The sequence below is a fragment of the Thermocrispum agreste DSM 44070 genome (assembly GCF_000427905.1).
Taxonomy (GTDB): domain Bacteria; phylum Actinomycetota; class Actinomycetes; order Mycobacteriales; family Pseudonocardiaceae; genus Thermocrispum; species Thermocrispum agreste.
This window is the reverse complement of sequence record NZ_KE386604.1, coordinates 117,696-136,224: the sequence shown is the minus strand read 5'-3', so window position 1 is coordinate 136,224 and position 18,529 is coordinate 117,696. Positions and strand designations below refer to the sequence as shown.

Here is an 18,529-nt window from a genome sequence, read left to right as displayed (position 1 = left end):
ATGGCCGATGAGGCCGCTCAGCCGCAGGCGCCACCGGCGAGTTACGCGACGGCCGGCACGTCCACACACCAGCCGTACGAATCCGGTGGCTCTGCCACGCAGCCGTCGGCCGACGCCGGTCAGGGCCAGCCGCCTGCCCAAGCTGGCGGCTTCTCGGCTGCCCTGGGAGCTCAACCCAGCACGAGCCGGGTAGCGGGCATCGACCCCACCTTGCTCAAGGACAGTCTCGCCAAGGCGGAGGTCCAGCCCCGCTCCGGAGACGGCACACTCACGGGCGAACCCGTTCTCGTCGTTGCTCGAACAGCCGACGAGAAGTCCGCCTACCGGTACCACATTTGCTCCGCATCAGGTCAACTCCTGGCGGTGTGTGCCACGGAGGGCGCCACCGACGCCAACGCCTCGAGCCAGCGCGGCCGCACCGATCATTTCCAGCTGCGCGGCCCCAACGGCAACCTCCTGGGGCGGCTGATCCACCGAAGGCCGCAACCCCTCGAAGGCTTCTTCTCCCTCGTCGGCCAGAACGGCACCGAGATCGCGCAGGTCCAGCAGAAGAATGCCTACGGACGATTCATCTTCCACATCGTGGCGGGCGAGAAGACCGTCGCCATGCTGTACTCCCCGGAGCGCCGGGCGAGGTTGTTCTGGATCGTGGACGCCAAGGAGAACAAGCTGGCCAAAATGATCAGGGTCGGCCCAGACGCCAACGTCCGCCTCTTCGGCCGTAGTACCAAGGCTGCCGGCCCGTACGTGGTGGACCTGCCGCAGCGTCAGCCCGAGCCGCTGGCCAGCGTCATTCCCATCCTTCCGATCGTCGTCGACCTGTCGCTGGAGGCCGACCCATCCGTCTAGCGCCCGTGCCGCTTCCGGTATGTGGCACACAGCGGACGGGCACGAAGCCCGGCAGGCTGCCAGCCGACGCACACCAACGAGGGCGGCGGTTCAACCGCTGGCAGGCGCCGGGACCCGACCGGACGCAACCAACACCGCTACTGGGACCGCACCCAGTGGACACCCGCATCGCCGCCAACGGCGTGACGAGCAACGAGGCCCACACACCACCCGGACGCAGCAATCCAGTTCGTCTGGCAGCCCCGCGAACCCTCCGCTTATTCGGGCAGCACCTTCCAGGCACCACAGCACGCCCCGCGAATCCCGGTTGCGCCTCAGCGGCCGTATCTAGAGGAGATCTGTAGGCATCGCCCCAGTCGAACCGGCTCCACCCCACACAACGGACCAACGCGAACGCGGTGGACTTCCCTCCGCCACTCGACCCGGCTCCACCCACACAGCGGACCAACGGCTTGTGACGCTTCGAGCACACAGCGGATACCGGAGTGCAATCCTGACTAGGTTGCCAGCCGACGCACATCATCGAGGTGGGCGCCATGCAACCGCAGCCGGGCTGGTACCAGGACCCGACCGGACGCAACCAACTCCGCTACTGGGACGGCAACCAGTGGACCACCCACATCGCCAACAACGGCGTGGTGGGCAACGAGGCATCGCCGCAAGCCGGACAAGGTGAGCCCGCAGGAGCCACGACACCCTCCGCCCAACAGCACGCAGCATCGAATCCCCAGGTCACGCACACCGCATCGGGCCCGCAGAACGCATACGCTCCACAAGCCACCATCTCCGCCTCAGGGCTGACGCCGTCCGCGCCGAACGGTCCCCACGCCGCCATGTAAGCCACCGGCGGCGCGAATGCTCACCAGGTTGATCTCAATGCGCTGCACGCACTGCTGGCCGAGGCACAGGTCCCGCCCCGCCCTGGTGACGGCACGCTGACCGGCGAGCCCGTGCTCGTCACCGAGCAGACATCGGACGACCACGTGACCGGCTACCGGTACGAGATCTACTCCTCCAGCGGTCGCCTTCTGGCCGTCTGCGTCGAGGACATCTCCCCGCCGTCAGCGACCGCCTCGACCCGCGAGGCCATGCGACACAACGCCACGGACTTCATCGACTTGCACGATGCGCAGGGCAATCGCTGGGGCCGGTTGACGCACCGCAAGAGCACCAAAAGCGTCGTCACCGTGACCGCCATGAACGGATTCGAAATCGGTCAGGTGCACCAGGAGAACATCGTCGGAAAGGTCAGGCTCAGCATCTCCGCCCAGGGCAACCCCATCGCCCAGGTGCGAGCGGCCGACATGCGGGCGACCCAGTTCGCCATCAACGACCCGCGCGGCACGCAGATCGGACGGCTGATCAAGATCGGCTCCTACCACAACTGGCGTCCGTTCGCCCGGCCCAGCAAGGCGGCCGGCCGCTATGTCGTCGACCTCGCCACGCGGGCACCCGAGCCGCTGGCGACCATGCTCGCCACATTGCCGATCGCCGTGGATTTGACGATGAACGTCGACCCCGCCCTCTCCCGATCGTTGCGGCGCTGAAGGGCCGGTACGCATCGGCTCCAGCCACCAGGACGACAGCGTCGCCCGACCGAGCGTGCTGATGGGCATGCCCGCAGCCAGCCATCCGACCGGCCGCAACCAAGTCCGCCGCCGCAAGGCACCCGGTGGGCGACCAACGTCGCCAGCAACGGCCTACTGACGACGGCCAACAGACCGCTCGTCAGGCGGTTCAGCAACGGTCGCTGCCACCTGTGGCCGCTGGCGGGCAACGGCAGGCTGGCTATCCATGCCCGCGCGGGCGACGCCCCTCAAGCGGGCCGAGCTGCGATGGGTCGAGGTGGCTATCCAGGCTCGGGCGGGCGGCGCCTGTCGAGGGCCGCACGTACCGAGGGAGCTTGTGGCTATCCACGCCCGGGCGGACGACGCCGTGACTGGGTGGGCGGGCATACCCAGGGAGTCAGCAATACATCACTCGTTGCCGAGACGGTGAGAGTCAGGTCCACGGCGACCGGCAACCGCAAAATCGGGGCCGCCAGCGGTTGGGGTGCCTGCGCCGCATCGTCTGCCACGTGGTGGGGTGCGCCAGCTGGAAAGCGGTGGGCTGGCGCGGCAGGCGGACACCGGCGAAGCCGTGGAGAGCTGCTTGCGTCACCCCGCACACACTTCCCGCAATCACCCCTTGCGGTGACCCGGTGACGTGTGCCACAGTGCATGGCACTGAGTGCCATCTAGCTGTCATCAAGTGCCAAACCGGGAGGCGACGGTGGACCCCCAGCACGCACCAACAGCCACGAACACCGACCCCAGCCCCGAAGACGTCGAGCACGCCGCGGCGAGCCGCAAGGCCGCATGGCGGCTGCTGCCGATCCTGTGCCTGGTCTACTTCATGGCCTTCGTCGACCGCACCAACGTCGGCCTGGCCAAGACCTCGCTGGAAGCCGACGTCGGGATCAGCGCCGCGGCGTTCGGCGCGGGCGCGGGCATCTTCTTCCTCAGCTACGCGTTCCTCGAGGTGCCCAGCAACCTGATCATGCACCGGGTCGGCCCGCGCCGGTGGATCACCAGGATCGCGGTCACCTGGGGCACGCTGTGCGCCTGCATGATGTTCGTGCAGGACGACATCACCTTCTACATCGTCCGCTTCCTGCTCGGCGCGGCGGAAGCCGGCCTCTACCCCGCGCTGATGTACGTCGTCACCGTCTGGTTCGCCCAGCAGCAGCGGGCCACCATCGTCGGGATCATCTACTTCGCCGTCTGCGCCGGGCTCACCCTGGGCGGCCCGATGGGCGGCGCGCTGATGGAACTCGACGGCCTGGCCGGGATGTACGGCTGGCAGTGGATGTTCCTGGTGGAGGGCGCGCTGACCGTGGTCGTCGCCTACTTCGTCTACCGGCTGGTGCCGGACAAGCCGGACGACGCACCGTGGCTGACCGAGCGGGAGGCCCAGCTGCTCAACGAGCGCGCCGTGGTGCGCACCGCCCCGGCCCACAACAGGCTGCGCGGCAACATGAAGATCGCCTTCGGCCGTCCCTTCATCATCGCGCTGTCGCTGATCTACTTCGCCAACCAGATCAACAGCGTGGTCATCCAGTACAACTTCCCGTCCATCGTGGAGAGCGTGCACGTCGAAGGGCGGTTCCTGATCGGCCTGGTCAGCGGCAGCGTGGGCATCGGCGCGTTCATCGGCGTCCTGGTCATCCCGTGGCTCCAGCGCCGCATGCGCAACGAACTGCGCCTGCTCACCTACGTCACCGCCGCCACCGTCGTCGTCGCCGTCGCCTACACGCTCTCCGAAAGCGCGGTGGCCCGCATCCTGCTCATCGACCTGGCGATGTTGCTGCTGATCGGCATCCTGCCGCTGTACTGGTCGGTGGCCATGCAGCGGATGGCCGGGCTGATGGCCGCCGCCGGGCTCGCGCTGATCAACACGCTCGGCCTGCTCGGCGGGTTCGTCGGCCCCTACCTCTACGGCTTCGCCGAGGAACACGGCAGTGCGGCCGGAACCTCCGCCGTCCTCATCGGCAGCGCGGTGCTCGGCTTGCTTCTCCTGCCGGTCCTGAAGGTCGCCGTGCACAAAGAGGACGCGAAGGCCGCACGCGAAGCGGCCCAGCGCGAGACCGCCACAGTTGCCGCAACCGAGTGAGGGGGATCCATGCGCAGCAAGGTTCTCACCGTTCTGCTGGGGCTCCTGCTCCTCGGCACGACAACGCTCGCGTTGCCTGCGCAGGCACACGCCTCACCGGTGGTCCGCATGACCACGCTCGGGCTGGTCGCCGGCATAGACGAAAGCACGACCACCGGCACCTACTCCTGGCTCGGCATCCCCTACGCCGAGCCCCCGGTAGGCAAGCTGCGCTGGCGCGCCCCGGTACCGCACCGCCCGTGGCCGGGCGTCCGGCAGGCGCGCCACTTCGGTGACGGTTGCATCCAAGAGGGCCGGATGTTCAGCCCGTCGCCGAACGGCCCGCACTACGACCTCGACATCCGCGACGGCCTGAAGAAGCCGGTCGGCGCGGAAGACTGCCTGACGCTGAACGTCTACCGCCCGGCGACCAACCGCACGAACCTCCCGGTGATCGTCTTCATCCACGGCGGCAGCAACATGGTCGGCTACTCGGCCGACCCGATGTACGACGGCCGAGCGCTGGCCCGCAAGGCCGATGCCGTCGTGGTCACGATCAACTACCGGGTCGGGGTCTTCGGCTGGCTCGACCTGCCCGGCTTGCAGACCGGCCGGCCGGACGACGACTCCGGGAACTTCGGCACGCTGGACCAGATCGAAGCCCTGCGCTTCGTCCACCACAACGCCCGGGCCTTCGGCGGGAATCCGCACAACGTCACGGTGATGGGCGAATCGGCGGGCGCGGTCAACGTGTGGGCGCTGCTCGTCTCACCGCTCACCAAAGGCCTGATTCACAAGGCCATTCCGCTCAGCGGCGGCTTCCAGTTCGCCACCCCCGAGCAGGCGCGCGACTACGCCGACGAATTCGTCCGGGAAGCCCTTGGCCCCGTCTACGGCGATGACCGCGAGGTCGCCCAGCGGCTGCGATCCATGCCTGCCGACGACCTGATCCGGGCACAGGTCCGGCTCGGGGCGCGCATCGGCGATCCGCCGAAGGTGATCGCGGACGGCACGGTGCTGCCGGAGGACTACCACGCCGCCGTCGCCGCGGGCCACTACCGCAAGGTCCCGGTGCTCGCCGGGAACACGTTCGAGGAAGGCAAGCTCTTCGGCGGGTTGATCAACGCCTTCCGGCCCAGCGACTACGACCGGTTCACCATGCAATACCAGTTCGACCCGGACCGGCCGTCGGAGCTGACCGTGCGGGACTTCATCAACGACGAGTTCTTGCCGGTCGACAAGCCCGGCGGATGGAACGACGCGGCTCAGGGCCTGACCGACCTCATCTTCACCGGGATCATCCACGACTCGATGAACACCTTGCGGGCCGCAGGCCACCGGCGGCTGTACTACTACCAGTTCGGCTGGAACCAACAGCCCGCGCCGTTCGACCAGGTGTACGGCTCGGTGCACGCCATCGACCTGCCGTTCGTCTTCCACACGTTCGACGACGGCTTCTTCCGGTTCGCGTTCAGCAAGAAGAACGCACCCGGCCGGATCGAGCTGGCGAACCTGATAACCGACAGCATCCGCTCGTTCATCCGCACCGGAACACCGCAGCACCGCGGCCTCGGCGCGCAGTGGCGGCCATGGCCGCACAGCATGGTGCTCGACGCCGACGACGACCACGCCACGGCGGTGCCCGGTTCGGTCGAAACGGAGGTTCACGGACGGTAACCCGGGGCGCGCGGGGCCATAAACTCGAGGCACGACCGACGGACGACCACTGGGGAGGTGATGCGGTAGTGGTGGCCTCGCGCGCCCTGGAGACCAAGTACCGCATTGCCGAAACCGCCATGGCCCTGTTCCTGGAACAGGGATACGAATGCGTCACCGTCGAAGCCGTCGCGGACGCGTCCCAGGTTTCCCGGCGCACCGTCTTCCGGTACTTCGACGGCAAGGACGAACTGGCCTTCCCCGACCACACCGAGCGGCTGAAGCTGCTGAGCAGGCACCTGGTCGAGCCGACGGCCAGCCGGTCACCGGTGGAAGTGGTGATGGCGGCGACCGAAGCGGTGATGCTGGACTTCCTGCAGCATCCCGAGCTGGTGCTGCGCCGCTACCGGCTGACCAGGGTGGTACCGGAACTGCGCAAGCGGGAAGTGCTGGAGAACGAGCGCTACGTCTCCCTGACCAGGGCGTATCTGCGGAAGCACCTGCCGAAGGACTCGCCACCGTTTCTGCCGATGGCGCTGTCGTCGTTGATCGACGCGATGCACCGGTCGGCCCTGAGCAATTTCGCCCGCAGCGACGGCAAGACGGACGCGCTCGGCGAATTGCGGCAGGGACTGGACTGGGTGCGGCAGCTGCTGGCCGGCGACCCGAACACGGCAAGCCCGCTGATCCTCGCCGTGCTGCCGGACTCCCCCAAGGTGCGACGCGCGCTGACCGCGCTGCGCGACGAGGCCCGCGAGGAACTCGGCAGCTGAACGGACCCGCGTTGCCAGCCGTCGGCGCGAATGCTCACGATCGCACCCGGCATGCGCCGACCCACGCACCTGACCAGCGGTGATTGCCCGAACAGGCGAGAGTTTCCGTCTTTTCGGCCGGGTCGGTAATGATCCATTTGGCGGCAACGACTAGGCGGGCGTGAGAGGTTTTCGCCGCGTATCGCGTCGTGCACTCGGCATCGTCACGTGCTGCCTGATGGGCCTGGGCCTGCTGCCCGCACCGTCCGCCCTCGCCTACGACATCGACGTCCATGACAAGTTCGCCGGCCGCTCACGCACCTACCTGGCCTACCGGAACGACTCCGGTTCGATCTTCGAGGTCCGCTTCACCACGACCCTGCCCGGTGAGCAGCGTCGCCTGCGCGGCCAGCTCGAGTTCATCGTGCCGAAAAGCGCCTCCGACGTGATGATCGTCGGCAGGCACGCGATCAAGTGCGGCCCGGTCGACGTGGACGAGAAGCAGTACGAGCAGGTCTACGGTGTGCGCAACATCCTGCGCGGCCAGACCTACGTGCAGAAGCCGCGCTGGACGTACACCGCGAGGCAGCCCGGCCAGCACCGCTGCCTGCTGTGGGTGGGCACCGGGCGGCCACGGCCGTCCGGCACGAACACGACGTCGAACATCCTCAAGGTCGGCTGGAACTCCTTCCTGCAGGTCACCGAGCCCCTGCACCCGGCATCCGCGCAACATTTCCAGCCGGATCAGCCTTCGCACCTGCTCTTTCCCGGCAAGGCCACGGACGAGAACGTGCTCACCTGGACCGCGCCGCCCGGGGTGCGCTCGTTCAGCGCGTCCGGCGACGCCTACGTCACCACCTGCACGTCGGTCGGCGGCAGCTTCGACCCGGTCACCGGCGAGTACCTGTGCACCGGCCACACCAAGATCTACGGCACGATCATCAACAGCCGGATGGTGGTCGGCCAGCTACGGCTCGACGGCTCCGGGTACTGCGCGCTGCACTACTTCCCCAGCAAGAGCGGCCGCAAGACCAACATCACCAGGGACATCCACCACGTGGTGGTGTTCCACTCCGGGAGCGTGCCGGTCGCAACCGGGAACGGCTGCAGTCGCACTTTCCGCGTCAAGGTGCTGATCAAGAACGTCGACGGCGGCACGGCGCTGGTGCACCGCCAGGGCACCCTCACGGCGGCCATTCCCCCCACGTAGCGGCGACTGCTCCGGCAGGACTTGCCGCTGCCGGGATCCGGTGCGGGCGGGCAACAGGACGCCGCGGCCACTCTGCGGCCGCAAGCATGGCCACCCCGCCGAGCACTCTGCGGCCGCAAGCATGGCTACTCCGCCGAGTCGCGCTTCTCCCGGAAGACGACCAGCTTCAGCATCACGAAGTTGATCGTGGTCGCGGCGCCCTGGGACACCACCCACGCCAGCGTGCTCCGCCACGAGGTGTCCGGCAACGCCAGCAGCATCAGCCGGTTCACCCCGACCGCGATGAAGAACGTGGTGCCGTACAACAGGATGAAGCTGCTCACCTGCTTCAGGCCGCCGGTGGCGTTGAACGTGAACCGCTTGTTCAGCACATAGGCGGTGCTGGTGCCGATGACGAAGCTGATCGCGCGGGCCAGGTCGGCCAGCCCCGGCCCGTCCATGCCGAGCGCCAGCAGCAGCTGGTAGGAGCCGTAGTCCAGCAGCGCGCAGAAGCCGCCGACCAGCACGAACCGGAGCAACTGCCCCGGCAGCCGCTCCTTGCCCGGTACCGCCAACGCCACGTCGTGCAGTCTAGGCTCCGCAGCTTCACTACCCTTGGCGGGCGTGGAGTCCGCAGAACGCAAGCCGCTGAGAGGCTGGGCGCGCACCGCCCCGACGGTGGCCGAGGTCGTCCCCGCCGACAACCCGGACGTGGTGATCAAGGCGGTCAAGCAAGCGGGTCCGCGCGGCGTCATCGCCCGCGGCCTCGGCCGCAGCTACGGCGACCCGGCGCAGAACGCGGGCGGGGTCGTGGTGGACATGACCCGGCTCAACCGCATCCACTCCATCGACGCCAGTTCCGGCCACGTGGTGCTGGACGCCGGTGTCAGCCTGGACACGCTGATGCGGACCGCGCTCCCGTTCGGCCTGTGGGTGCCCGTGCTGCCCGGCACCCGGCAGGTCACCATCGGCGGTGCCATCGCCTCGGACATCCACGGCAAGAACCACCACTCGGCGGGCAGCTTCGGCAACCACGTCGTGTCCATGGAGCTGCTCACCGCCGACGGCGAGGTCCGCACGCTCACCCCGGACGGCCCGGACTCCGAGCTGTTCTGGGCCACCGTCGGCGGCATGGGCCTGACCGGGATCATCCTGCGGGCCACCATCGCGATGAAGCACACCGAGACGGCGTACTTCATCGCCGACACCGACCGCACCGAGAACCTGGACGAGACGATCGAGCTGTTCTCCGACGGCTCGGACGACACCTACGACTACTCGTCGGCCTGGTTCGACTCCATTTCCACCGACCACCGGCTGGGCCGGGCGGCATTCGGCCGCGGCAGCCTGGCCACCGTCGACCAGCTGCCCAAGAAGCTGCGCCGCAACCCGCTGAAGTTCGACGCCCCCCAGCTGTTCACGCTGCCCGACATCTTCCCGCCCGGGCTGGCCAACAAGCTGACGTTCAGCGCGATCGGCGAGCTGTACTACCGCAAGACGCCCAAGCGCGGACGAGGGCTGATCCAGAACCTGACGCAGTTCTACCACCCGCTGGACCTGATCGGGGAGTGGAACCGCGCCTACGGCCCGCGCGGGTTCCTGCAGTACCAGTTCATCGTGCCGTTCGGCCAGGAGGACGAGCTGCGCGCCATCGTGCGGCACATCGCCGAGTCCGGCCACGTCTCGTTCCTCAACGTGTTCAAGCGGTTCGGCGAAGGCAACCGGGCGCCGCTGTCGTTCCCCATGCCGGGCTGGACCATCACCGTCGACTTCCCGATCAAGGACGGCCTGGACCGGCTGTGCGCCGAACTCGACGAACGGGTGCTGGCCATGGGCGGCAGGCTCTACCTGGCCAAGGACTCGCGGCTGTCCGCGGAGACGTTCGCCCGCATGTATCCGCGGCTGGACCAGTGGCGCAAGGTCCGCCAGGCCGTGGATCCGGAGGGCGTGTTCATGTCCGACCAGGCCCGCAGGCTCGGCCTGTGACCGCACCCGGCCCCTTCTAGGCTTGCAAGACACCATCGACGGAAGGACCACCGTGATCGACGCCGTTGGCAACCCCCAGTCGCTGCTGCTGCTCGGCGGCACCTCGGACATCGCACTGGCGATCGCGGAGAAGTACGCGTCGGCCCGGCCGCTGCGCATCGTGCTGGCCGCCCGGCCGACCGAACGCCGCACGGCGGCGGCCAAGCGCCTGGCCGAGGCGGGCAACGACGTCGTCGAGCTGGACTTCGACGCCGAGGACACCGACTCGCACCCGGACGTCATCGCGCGGGCGTTCGCCGACGGGGACATCGACGTGACCGTGGTGGCCTTCGGCCTGCTCGGCGACGCCGAGCGCGCATGGCAGGACCACGCCACCGCCGTGCAGCTGGCGCACGTCAACTACACCGCCGCGGTCTCCGTGGGCGTGCCGCTGGCCGAGCGGCTGAAGAACCAGGGACACGGCCGGATCATCGCGCTGTCCTCGGTCGCCGGGGAACGGGTGCGCCGGTCCAACTTCGTCTACGGATCGACCAAGGCCGGCTTCGACGGCTTCTACCTGGGCCTCGGTGAGGCGCTGCGACCGTTCGGCCCGCGGGTGACCGTGGTGCGACCCGGATTCGTGCGCACCAAGATGACCGAGGGCATGGCCGAGGCGCCGCTGGCAGTGAGCGCCGAGGAGGTCGCCGACATCGCGGTCGCCGCCGCACGCAAGGGCAAGGAGCTGGTGTGGGCGCCGCCGCAGTTCCGGTTCATCATGTCGGCGCTGCGGCACGTGCCGCGTCCGATCTTCCGCAAGCTGCCGATCTGATCGCCGGGACGCGCCCGCTTCCTACCCGCGGCCACGGGTGGGAAGCCCGACCGACGCGCCTTGCCGCAGGCAGGCAGCCCGGCGCCACGCCCGGCTGCGCTCGCTGGCCCGCTGGCCCGTTCGGCTACAGGTAGATCGCGGCGAACAGCGAACCGGCCCAGGCCAGGCCGAGGATCTGCAGCGCCCGGTCGCGCAGCGCGATCTCCTCCGGTTCGCCCGCCTTGCCCTGGTCCACGTCGACCGCGTACCGCAGCACCGCGACCACGAACGGCACGATCGACACCACCGTCCAGACCGAGTCGCCCAGGACCGGGCGGACGTCCCACGCCCACAACGCGTAGGACATGATCATCACGCCCGCCGACGTGGCCCACACGAACCGCAGGTAGCTCGCCGAGTACTTGCGCAGCGACGAGCGGATCTCGGCGCCGGTGTTCTCGAACAGGATGATCTCCGCGTACCGCTTGCCCGCCACCATGAACAGCGAGCCGAACCCGGTGACCAGCAGGAACCACTGGGACAGCGGAATCCCGGTGCCCGCGCCACCGGCGATGGCACGCAGCAGGAAGCCGGAGGCCACGATGCACAGGTCGATCACGGGCTGGTGCTTCCAGCCCAGGCAGTAGCCGAGCTGGATGCACCAGTACACGCCGAGCACGACCAGCAGCTGCCAGCTGGCCGCCCACCCCACGGCAGCCCCGGCCAGCAGGAGCACGCCCGCCGCGACGTAGGCCACCGGGACGGGCACGATGCCTGCCGCGATCGGCCGGTTCCGCTTGGTCGGATGCGCGCGGTCGGCCTCCACGTCGATCGCGTCGTTGATCAGATACACCGACGACGCGACCAGCGAGAACGCCACGAACGCCAGCCCGGCGTCGCGGAGCACGGCGACGTCGGCCAGCCTGCTCGCGGTGAACGGCGCGGCCAGCACCAGGACGTTCTTCACCCACTGCTTGGGCCGGGCGGCCCGCAGCAGACCGCCGGCCAGCCCGCCCGCCGACTTGCCAGGTCGAGTGCTCACGTCTTCAGCCTGCTCGGTCACTGCTGCTCCTCACCTTGCGGCGCACCACGGCACCGACCAGGCCGCCCAGCGCCGCCCCGGCCAGTACGTCGCTGGGGTAGTGCACGCCGAGCACCAGGCGGGAGGCCAGCATCGGCGGCACCAGCACCGGCTCCAGCCTGCGACCGGTCAGCTCGGAATACACCACCGCCGCCGCGGTCGTGGACGCCGCGTGCGACGACGGGAAGCTCAGCTTGCTCGGCGTGCCGACCAGCACCTTGACGCTCTCGTCCTCCGGGCGTCGACGCCGGACGACCCGCTTGACCACGATGGACGCCGCGTGCGCGGCCACCACGCCGGCGGCCGAGGTCAGCCACTCCTTGCGGCGCTTGCGATCCACCGCGGCACCCACCAGGCCCGCCGCGAACCAGCCGATGCTGTGCTCGCCGAAGTGCGACAGCCCGCGGGCGGCACGCACCACGCCCGGCTTGTCCAGCGCACGCTGAATGCCTGCCAGCAGCGCCAGTTCGCGCGGCCGACGGCCACGATCCTTCTTCAGCATTCCTGACACCTCTCAGGCGGGTCCCGCTCCGGCTCGCCGCGACACCGGCGTCACCGACCGGGTCGGCGTGCTCGGCACGATCGTGCAGCCGCGCCGCAGAGCATCGGCTGCGATCACCAGGGGCCGCCGAACTCGCCTTCAGTATCCTGTGGCAAGTTCGTCAGCGAGCTCACGGGCGCCCAGGGTACCGGGTGCGACGTGCTCGACCGGGCTCGCACCGCTGTTCGGCCACCGACGTGGTCGCAAGCGTGGGGCACGCAGGCGGGCGGCCGGGTCCGGAAAGTGCGACCACCTCGAGGAATAGACACAACCGATGCCCTCAGACTCGATCTGGCTGTTCACCGCCGCGGTCGTCGCCTACTTCGTCGTGCTGCTGGTGCCCGGGCTGGCGGTGGGCTTGACGGCCGGGCTGCGCGGCTGGACGCTGGCCGGTCTGGCCCCGCTGTTCGGCTACACCGTGCACGGGCTGACCGGGCCGTGGATGGCCGGCTTGGACATCCCGTTCACCATCTGGACGGCGCTGGCGGGCACCGTGCTGTTCGCCGCGGTGGTCTACGCCATCCGCCGGTTCGTCGAAAGCCGCTGGCCGGAGCGCGAACGGCCAGCGCAAGGGCTGCTGCCCAACTGGGGCCGCAACGCGCACCTGGGCGTCGCCGCCTGCATCGGGATCGCGTTCGTCGTCTCGTCCGTCGTGCTGATCGCCGCCGCGGAAGGCGAGCTGGACGCCATCCCGCAGCGGTGGGACCCGGTGTTCCACGCCAACGGCATCCGCTACATCGCCGAAACCGGCGACGGCGGCCTCTACGGCGTCAGCAGCGTCAACCGCTACGGACCGGAAGGCTCCCAGTTCTACCCCAACGCCTACCACCTGGCCGGCTCGCTGGTGTACATGATGACCGGCGCGACCGTGCCGACGGTGATCAACGCGATGACGCTGCCGCTGGCCGGCCTGTTCGGGCTGGCCATGGCCGCGTTGGTGCGCGAGTGCGGGGGCCGGGCGGTGTTCGCCGGGTCGGCGGCGCTGGTCGCGGCGGCGGTCAACAGCGGGGTCTACGAGTCGATCTCCAACGGACTGGTGCCGTTTGCGCTGTCCACCGCGTTCACCCCGCTGGCGCCGATGATCATGCACCGGTACCTGGTCCGGCCCAACGTCACCAACGGCATGGTGCTGGTGCTGGCCGCCGCCGGACTGCTGGTGGTGCACTCGTCGGCGCTGTTCGCCGGACTGGTGTTCGCGGTGCCGATGCTGCTGCACCGATGGTGGACCGAGCACTCCACCATCGGCCAGGACATCAAGCACCTGCTGCCGATCGCGGGCGTGGGCGCGGTGCTCACGTCGGCGCAACTGCTCGGCGCCATCGACCAGGCCTCCGGCGCCTACGGCTACCGGCCGTGGAGCATGGCCAAGCCGATTCGCGAGGCGCTGTGGCACCTGTTCATGTTCCAGAACACCGCCCCGTACCCGCAGTACGTGCTGACGATGTTCTTGGTCGTCGGGGTGCTCACCTACCGGAGGATGAACGGGCTGCGCTGGATGACCGGAGCCGGGCTCATCTTCGGCGTGCTGTTCGTGCTCGTCGCCTGCTACGGCGGGGTGAGCTGGGTGGTCGCGCTGTCCCGCCCGTGGTGGAACGACCACTTCCGGATGATCGCGCTGGCCATGATCCCGTTCAGCCTGCTGGTCGCGCACGGCATGGCGGAAACGCAGAAGTGGCTGGCCAAGGTGGCCACCGAACGGATACCCGGCTTCTCCCGGCGCAGGAGCGCGGCCCGGCTGGGGTCGGCCGCCGCGCTGCTGGTGGTGATCGGCGTGGCCAGCCTCGGCTTCTACGCGCCGGCGAACAAGGAGGTCGTGGCGCACGCGTACCACAAGAGCCAGCTCGACCGGGCGGGCAAGATGGGCCCGATCGCGGTGACCCCGCTGGAGGAAGAGGCCATGTACAAACTGGCCGAGATCGCCGAGCCGGACGAGCGAGTGATGAACGACCGCAACGACGGCTCGGTGTGGATCTACGCGCTCACCGGGGTGAAGACGGTCGCCGCACACTACGACGACAACGTCCCGCCCAAGGACGCCGAGCTGCTCGGCGATCATTTCCGCGAGTACGAGACCAATCCCGAGGTGCGCGCCGCAGTGAAACGGCTGAACATCAAACACGTCTTCGTCGGCGACGGCTCGCGCTATCCGCGCGTGGAGCCGGACATGGGACTGGTCGGCCTGGAGAAGGCGGACTTCGTGCGCGTGGTCTACCAGAACCCGGACGCCACCATCTACGAGATCATTCCCCGCGATTGATCACCGATGCCTGACGAACCGATCTGGCTCAGCGTCGCCGCGGTAGCCACCTATCTGGCGGTGCTGGCCGTGCCCGGCACCGCGATCGGGCTGGTGTGCCGGCTGCGCGGATGGCTGCTGGTGGCGCTCGCGCCGCTGCTCGGCTACGCGGTGCTGGGCATCGCCGGCCCGTGGCTGCATTTGATGGGCCTGCCGTTCACCGTGCTCACCGCGATCGGTTCCGCCGTCGTCGGCGTCCTCCTGACGGCCGTCGTCGTGTACGCGATCCCGGCCTCGCTTCCCGACCCGCAAGCCACCCGGCGGTGGAGCAGGCGTGACAACGTGGCTGTTGCCTGCTGCGTGGCGCTGGCCTTCGTGCTGTCGATCGTCGTGGTGGTGCTGGCCGCGCGCGGCGAGTTGAACGCGGTGTTGCAGCGGTGGGACCCGGTGTTCCACGCCAACGGCATCCGCTACATCGCCGAAACCGGCGACGGCGGCCTCTACGGCGTCAGCAGCGTCAACCGCTACGGACCGGAAGGCTCTCAGTTCTACCCCAACGCCTACCACCTGGCAGGCTCGCTGGTCTACCTGATCACCGGTGGCTCCGTTCCGCTGGTGATGACCGCGATGATCATGCCGCTGGGCGGGATCTACGCGCTGAGCATGGCCGCGCTGGTGCGCGAATGCGGGGGCCGGGCGGCTTTCGCGGGCGCCACCGCCGTGGTGTCGGCCGTGGCGGCCAGCGGGGTGTACGAGTCGATCTCCAACGGACTGCTGCCGTTCGCGTTGTCGATCGCCATGACCCCGCTGGGGCCGCTCGCCGTCCTGCGGTTCGTGCGGCGCCCGGGCGCGGACACCGCGGTCGTGCTGAGCCTGGTGTGTGCGGGCATGCTCGCGGTGCATTCCAGCGCACTGTTCGCCATCGTGTTGCTGTCGCTGCCGCTGCTGCTGCATCGCTGGTGGCGGCACCGCGACCGGGTGTGGCGGGACGTCAAGCGGCTGCTGCTGGTGGCGGCGCCGACGATGGCGCTCACCGCGCCACACCTGCTCGGCGCGCTCGACCAGGCCTCCGGCGCCTACGGCTACCGGCCGTGGGCCTCCGATCAGCCGATCTGGGGCGCGCTGTTCAACTTGGTGGCTTTCCAGCACGCTCGGCCGGAGCCGCAGCTGGCACTCACCGCGCTGGTGGTGATCGGGCTGATCGGGTACCGGCGGCTCGGCGAGCTGCGGTGGATCGGCGGCGCCGCGGTGCTGTTCGGGGTGCTGTGGCTGCTGGTGGCCAGCTTCGGCGGCGTGGACTGGGTCGCGGCGATATCCCGGCCGTGGTGGAACGACCGGCCCAGGATCATCGCGCTGGCCGTCCTCCCGCTGTGCATCATCGCCGGGCACGGGCTTGCGCTGGTCTACGACCGGGTTCGCCGGCGACTGCGTCCGCGGCCCGCACCGATGGCGGCCGCCGCGGTGGCCGTCCTGTTCGGCGCCGGCACCCTCGCGTTCGGTGTGCCCGGCAACGTCGACACCACCGCGCGGCTGTATCACAACGGACCGGACGACACCCGCGAGACGTTGCCGGTCAGCGAGGGGGAGATCAAGGCGATGCGGGTGCTGGCCGCGCTGGCCGAGCCGGACGAGCGGGTGATGAACGACCGCAACGACGGCTCGGTGTGGATGTACGCACTCACCGGGGTGAAGACGGTCGCGGCGCACTACGACGAGAACGTCCCCCCGAAGGACGCCGCCTACCTAGAACAACACTTCCGCGAGTACCGCACCGATCCGGAGGTACGGGCAGCCGTCCGGCGGCTGAACATCAAGCACGTGTTCGTCGGCGACGGCTCACGCTTCCCGCGCGTGCTCCCCGACCCAGGGGTGCAGGGCCTGGAGAACGCGGACTTCGTCCGCCTGATCTACCGCAACGAGGACGCCCGAGTCTACGAGCTCGTCCCGTGACGTGCTGGTGGGGAACCGGCCGGGTCGCTCAGACGCGCAGGTGGCCGACGATGGCGCCGGCGTAGTCGTTCGGGTGGGTCAGGTGGGCGGCGTGGCCCGCACCGGCCAGCCGGACGGTCCGCAGGAACGGCAAGCGCTTCTCCAGCTCCTCGGCGACCATCTGGTGCAGCTGCTGGCTGTGCTCCCCCACCAGCTGGGTCACCGGGAAACGCGCCCAGGACAACGTGGCGACGTCCACCCCGTAGGCGGTCGGGTCGCCGTGCTGGTCCAGCCACACGGCGGCGTTGGAGATCATCGTGGCGCGGCGTTCCCGGTCGAACAGGTTGTGCCAGGACCCCTTGCCGTAGCCGATCTTCTCCGCGTACACCCGGGCGCCGCTGGCGAAGTCCCCGCTGCGGATCAACCCGGCGGCATGACCGAGCCAGACCGAGTACTCGGCGAACAGCACCTTGGCGATCGGGTCGTCCTGCAGCAGTTCGAACAGCGGCGGCTCGAACACCACCAGGCTGCGCACCGACTCCCGGCGCATCGTGGCGGCCAGCATGGCGACCGACGCGCCGTAGCCGTGCCCGACCAGGTGCACCGGCCCGGCGGTCACCGTGTCGATCAGCGCCAGCAGGTCCTCGGCGTCCAGCCGCACGCCGACCCGGCCGCGCGGGCACGAGCTGAGGCTGTGGCCGCGGCGGTCGTAGGTGATGACGTCGGCATGCCGGGTGAGCATGGGCAGGACGGGGGTCCACACGTTGTGGTCGTCGAACGACCCGTGCACGAGCACCAGGGGCTCCCCGCGACCGCTGCGCCACCAGCGCAGCACGGCGCCGTCGGAACGTTCCAGCGTGCCGGAGACCTGGGCCCGCAGCCGGTAGTCGTTCATCCTGCTCTCCCGCGCCATGCTCATGTTGTTCACAGCCGCTTGACCTCCGCCAATGCCTCATCTGCTACGCGCTCCAGCACGGCCTCCGAACCGGCGTACGGCTCGTTGGCGCGCGGCCAGTGCACGATGACGTCGGTGAACCCCAGCCTGCGTGCGCGGTTCGCAGCCTCGGTGAACGTCTCGACCGAAGACAGCGCGTAGGTCGGGCCGCTGTCGAGCATCAGGTAGCGCGCGACCGATCCCGGGTCACGGTCATGCGCGTCGAGCGCCCAGGTGAACTGCTCGGACAGCTGCGCGACACCGCGCCACCACGACTCTTGGTCATCTCCCCCCTTGCCCGTGGTGATCCAGCCCTGACCGAACCGGGCGGCCACGGCCTGCGACCTCGGCCCGTTGGCCGCGATCGCGAACGGCACCCGCGGCCGCTGCACGCTGCCCGGCAGGTTCCGGGCACCGTTGACGGTGTAGAAGCGTCCGCGGTGATCGAACTTGTCCGTGGTGAGCAGCCCGTCGAGCACCTCGACGAACTCCTCGAACTGCGCGGCCAGCTCGGCTTTGCCGCGTTCCGGCTCGCCGATGGTGGCGCGGTCCCGCAATCCCCCACTGGCCATCCCGGATCCGAGCCCGGCGATCAGCCTGCCGTCGGAAATGTCGTCCAGGGTGATCAGATCGCGCATGAACGGCACCGGGTGCCGGTAACTCGGCGCGGTGACCAGCGTGCCGAGAGCGATCCTGCTGGTCACCGTGGCCGCGGCGGTGAGCGTCGGGATGGCCGATAACCACGGACCGTCGGCAAGATTGCGCCAGGCGAGGTGGTCGTAGGTCCAGGCGTGATCGAATCCGAGTTCTTCCGCCTGCCGCCATTTGGGCTCGCCCGACCACCACCTGTCCTCTGTCAAGATCACAATGCCGACGCGCACGCGATGCACCGTATCGTCTTAACCCCGCAGGGTGATAGTCCCCCTACTGATTGGTAACGATTTAGTGCACTTGGCCGA

Annotated in this window: 16 protein-coding genes; 11 read left to right on the top strand and 5 right to left on the bottom strand. The window is 69.2% G+C overall.

Annotated elements, in window-relative coordinates:
* From YWY_RS23810 to YWY_RS0115320, 7 genes are all read left to right on the top strand, one after another.
* Entirely contained in the window at positions 1-849 is an 849-nt protein-coding gene (locus YWY_RS23810) for a hypothetical protein (protein ID WP_245566693.1), read from the top strand.
* A 536-nt stretch (positions 850-1,385) separates the two neighbouring features.
* A complete protein-coding gene (locus YWY_RS0115345; RefSeq protein ID WP_156899287.1) occupies positions 1,386-1,688 on the top strand; it encodes a DUF2510 domain-containing protein in 303 nt (100 codons plus the stop codon).
* A gap of 111 nt (positions 1,689-1,799) precedes the next feature.
* Positions 1,800-2,396, top strand: coding sequence for a hypothetical protein (locus YWY_RS0115340; RefSeq protein WP_028848337.1), 597 nt, complete (start codon positions 1,800-1,802; stop codon positions 2,394-2,396).
* 724 nt (positions 2,397-3,120) lie between these two features.
* Positions 3,121-4,500, top strand: coding sequence for an MFS transporter (locus YWY_RS22275; protein ID WP_038045432.1), 1,380 nt, complete (start codon positions 3,121-3,123; stop codon positions 4,498-4,500).
* 9 nt (positions 4,501-4,509) lie between these two features.
* Positions 4,510-6,156: a carboxylesterase/lipase family protein gene (locus YWY_RS0115330; protein ID WP_028848336.1), complete on the top strand. Its 1,647-nt coding sequence runs from the start codon at positions 4,510-4,512 to the stop codon at positions 6,154-6,156.
* A gap of 71 nt (positions 6,157-6,227) precedes the next feature.
* Complete coding sequence (locus tag YWY_RS23365) at positions 6,228-6,908, top strand: TetR/AcrR family transcriptional regulator (RefSeq protein WP_169725259.1); 681 nt, start codon at positions 6,228-6,230, stop codon at positions 6,906-6,908.
* A 217-nt stretch (positions 6,909-7,125) separates the two neighbouring features.
* Entirely contained in the window at positions 7,126-8,097 is a 972-nt protein-coding gene (locus tag YWY_RS0115320) for a Rieske (2Fe-2S) protein (RefSeq protein WP_028848335.1), read from the top strand.
* A gap of 125 nt (positions 8,098-8,222) precedes the next feature.
* Here the strand turns inward: YWY_RS0115320 and YWY_RS0115315 are convergent, their stop codons facing one another.
* Positions 8,223-8,657, bottom strand: a complete 435-nt coding sequence (locus YWY_RS0115315; protein ID WP_028848334.1) for a GtrA family protein — start codon at positions 8,655-8,657, stop codon at positions 8,223-8,225.
* Between the two features lie 43 nt (positions 8,658-8,700).
* Between YWY_RS0115315 and dprE1 the strand changes: the two genes are divergently transcribed.
* Both dprE1 and dprE2 read left to right on the top strand, forming a co-directional pair.
* Positions 8,701-10,062, top strand: a complete 1,362-nt coding sequence (gene dprE1, locus YWY_RS0115310) for a decaprenylphosphoryl-beta-D-ribose oxidase (RefSeq protein WP_028848333.1) — start codon at positions 8,701-8,703, stop codon at positions 10,060-10,062.
* Positions 10,063-10,114: 52 nt separating this feature from the next.
* Positions 10,115-10,870 carry a decaprenylphospho-beta-D-erythro-pentofuranosid-2-ulose 2-reductase gene (dprE2, locus tag YWY_RS0115305; RefSeq protein WP_028848332.1) on the top strand — a complete coding sequence of 252 codons (756 nt, stop codon included), beginning with the start codon at positions 10,115-10,117 and terminating at the stop codon, positions 10,868-10,870.
* A 124-nt stretch (positions 10,871-10,994) separates the two neighbouring features.
* Here dprE2 and YWY_RS0115300 read toward each other — a convergent pair whose 3' ends face one another.
* Both YWY_RS0115300 and YWY_RS0115295 read right to left on the bottom strand, forming a co-directional pair.
* Positions 10,995-11,891: a decaprenyl-phosphate phosphoribosyltransferase gene (locus YWY_RS0115300; protein WP_051310435.1), complete on the bottom strand. Its 897-nt coding sequence runs from the start codon at positions 11,889-11,891 to the stop codon at positions 10,995-10,997.
* Positions 11,892-11,895: 4 nt separating this feature from the next.
* A complete protein-coding gene (locus tag YWY_RS0115295; RefSeq protein ID WP_028848330.1) occupies positions 11,896-12,432 on the bottom strand; it encodes a phosphatase PAP2 family protein in 537 nt (178 codons plus the stop codon).
* A 313-nt stretch (positions 12,433-12,745) separates the two neighbouring features.
* On the opposite strand from YWY_RS0115295, the gene YWY_RS0115290 reads away from it, so the two are divergent.
* Together YWY_RS0115290 and YWY_RS0115285 are read left to right on the top strand one after the other, a co-directional pair.
* Positions 12,746-14,728, top strand: a complete 1,983-nt coding sequence (locus tag YWY_RS0115290; protein ID WP_028848329.1) for a DUF6541 family protein — start codon at positions 12,746-12,748, stop codon at positions 14,726-14,728.
* A 6-nt stretch (positions 14,729-14,734) separates the two neighbouring features.
* Positions 14,735-16,657, top strand: coding sequence for a DUF6541 family protein (locus YWY_RS0115285; protein WP_038045430.1), 1,923 nt, complete (start codon positions 14,735-14,737; stop codon positions 16,655-16,657).
* 28 nt (positions 16,658-16,685) lie between these two features.
* Here YWY_RS0115285 and YWY_RS22265 read toward each other — a convergent pair whose 3' ends face one another.
* Positions 16,686-17,555 carry an alpha/beta fold hydrolase gene (locus YWY_RS22265; RefSeq protein WP_245566741.1) on the bottom strand — a complete coding sequence of 290 codons (870 nt, stop codon included), beginning with the start codon at positions 17,553-17,555 and terminating at the stop codon, positions 16,686-16,688.
* A 5-nt stretch (positions 17,556-17,560) separates the two neighbouring features.
* Positions 17,561-18,451, bottom strand: coding sequence for an LLM class flavin-dependent oxidoreductase (locus YWY_RS0115275; RefSeq protein ID WP_028848327.1), 891 nt, complete (start codon positions 18,449-18,451; stop codon positions 17,561-17,563).
* Positions 18,452-18,529 lie beyond the last annotated feature (78 nt).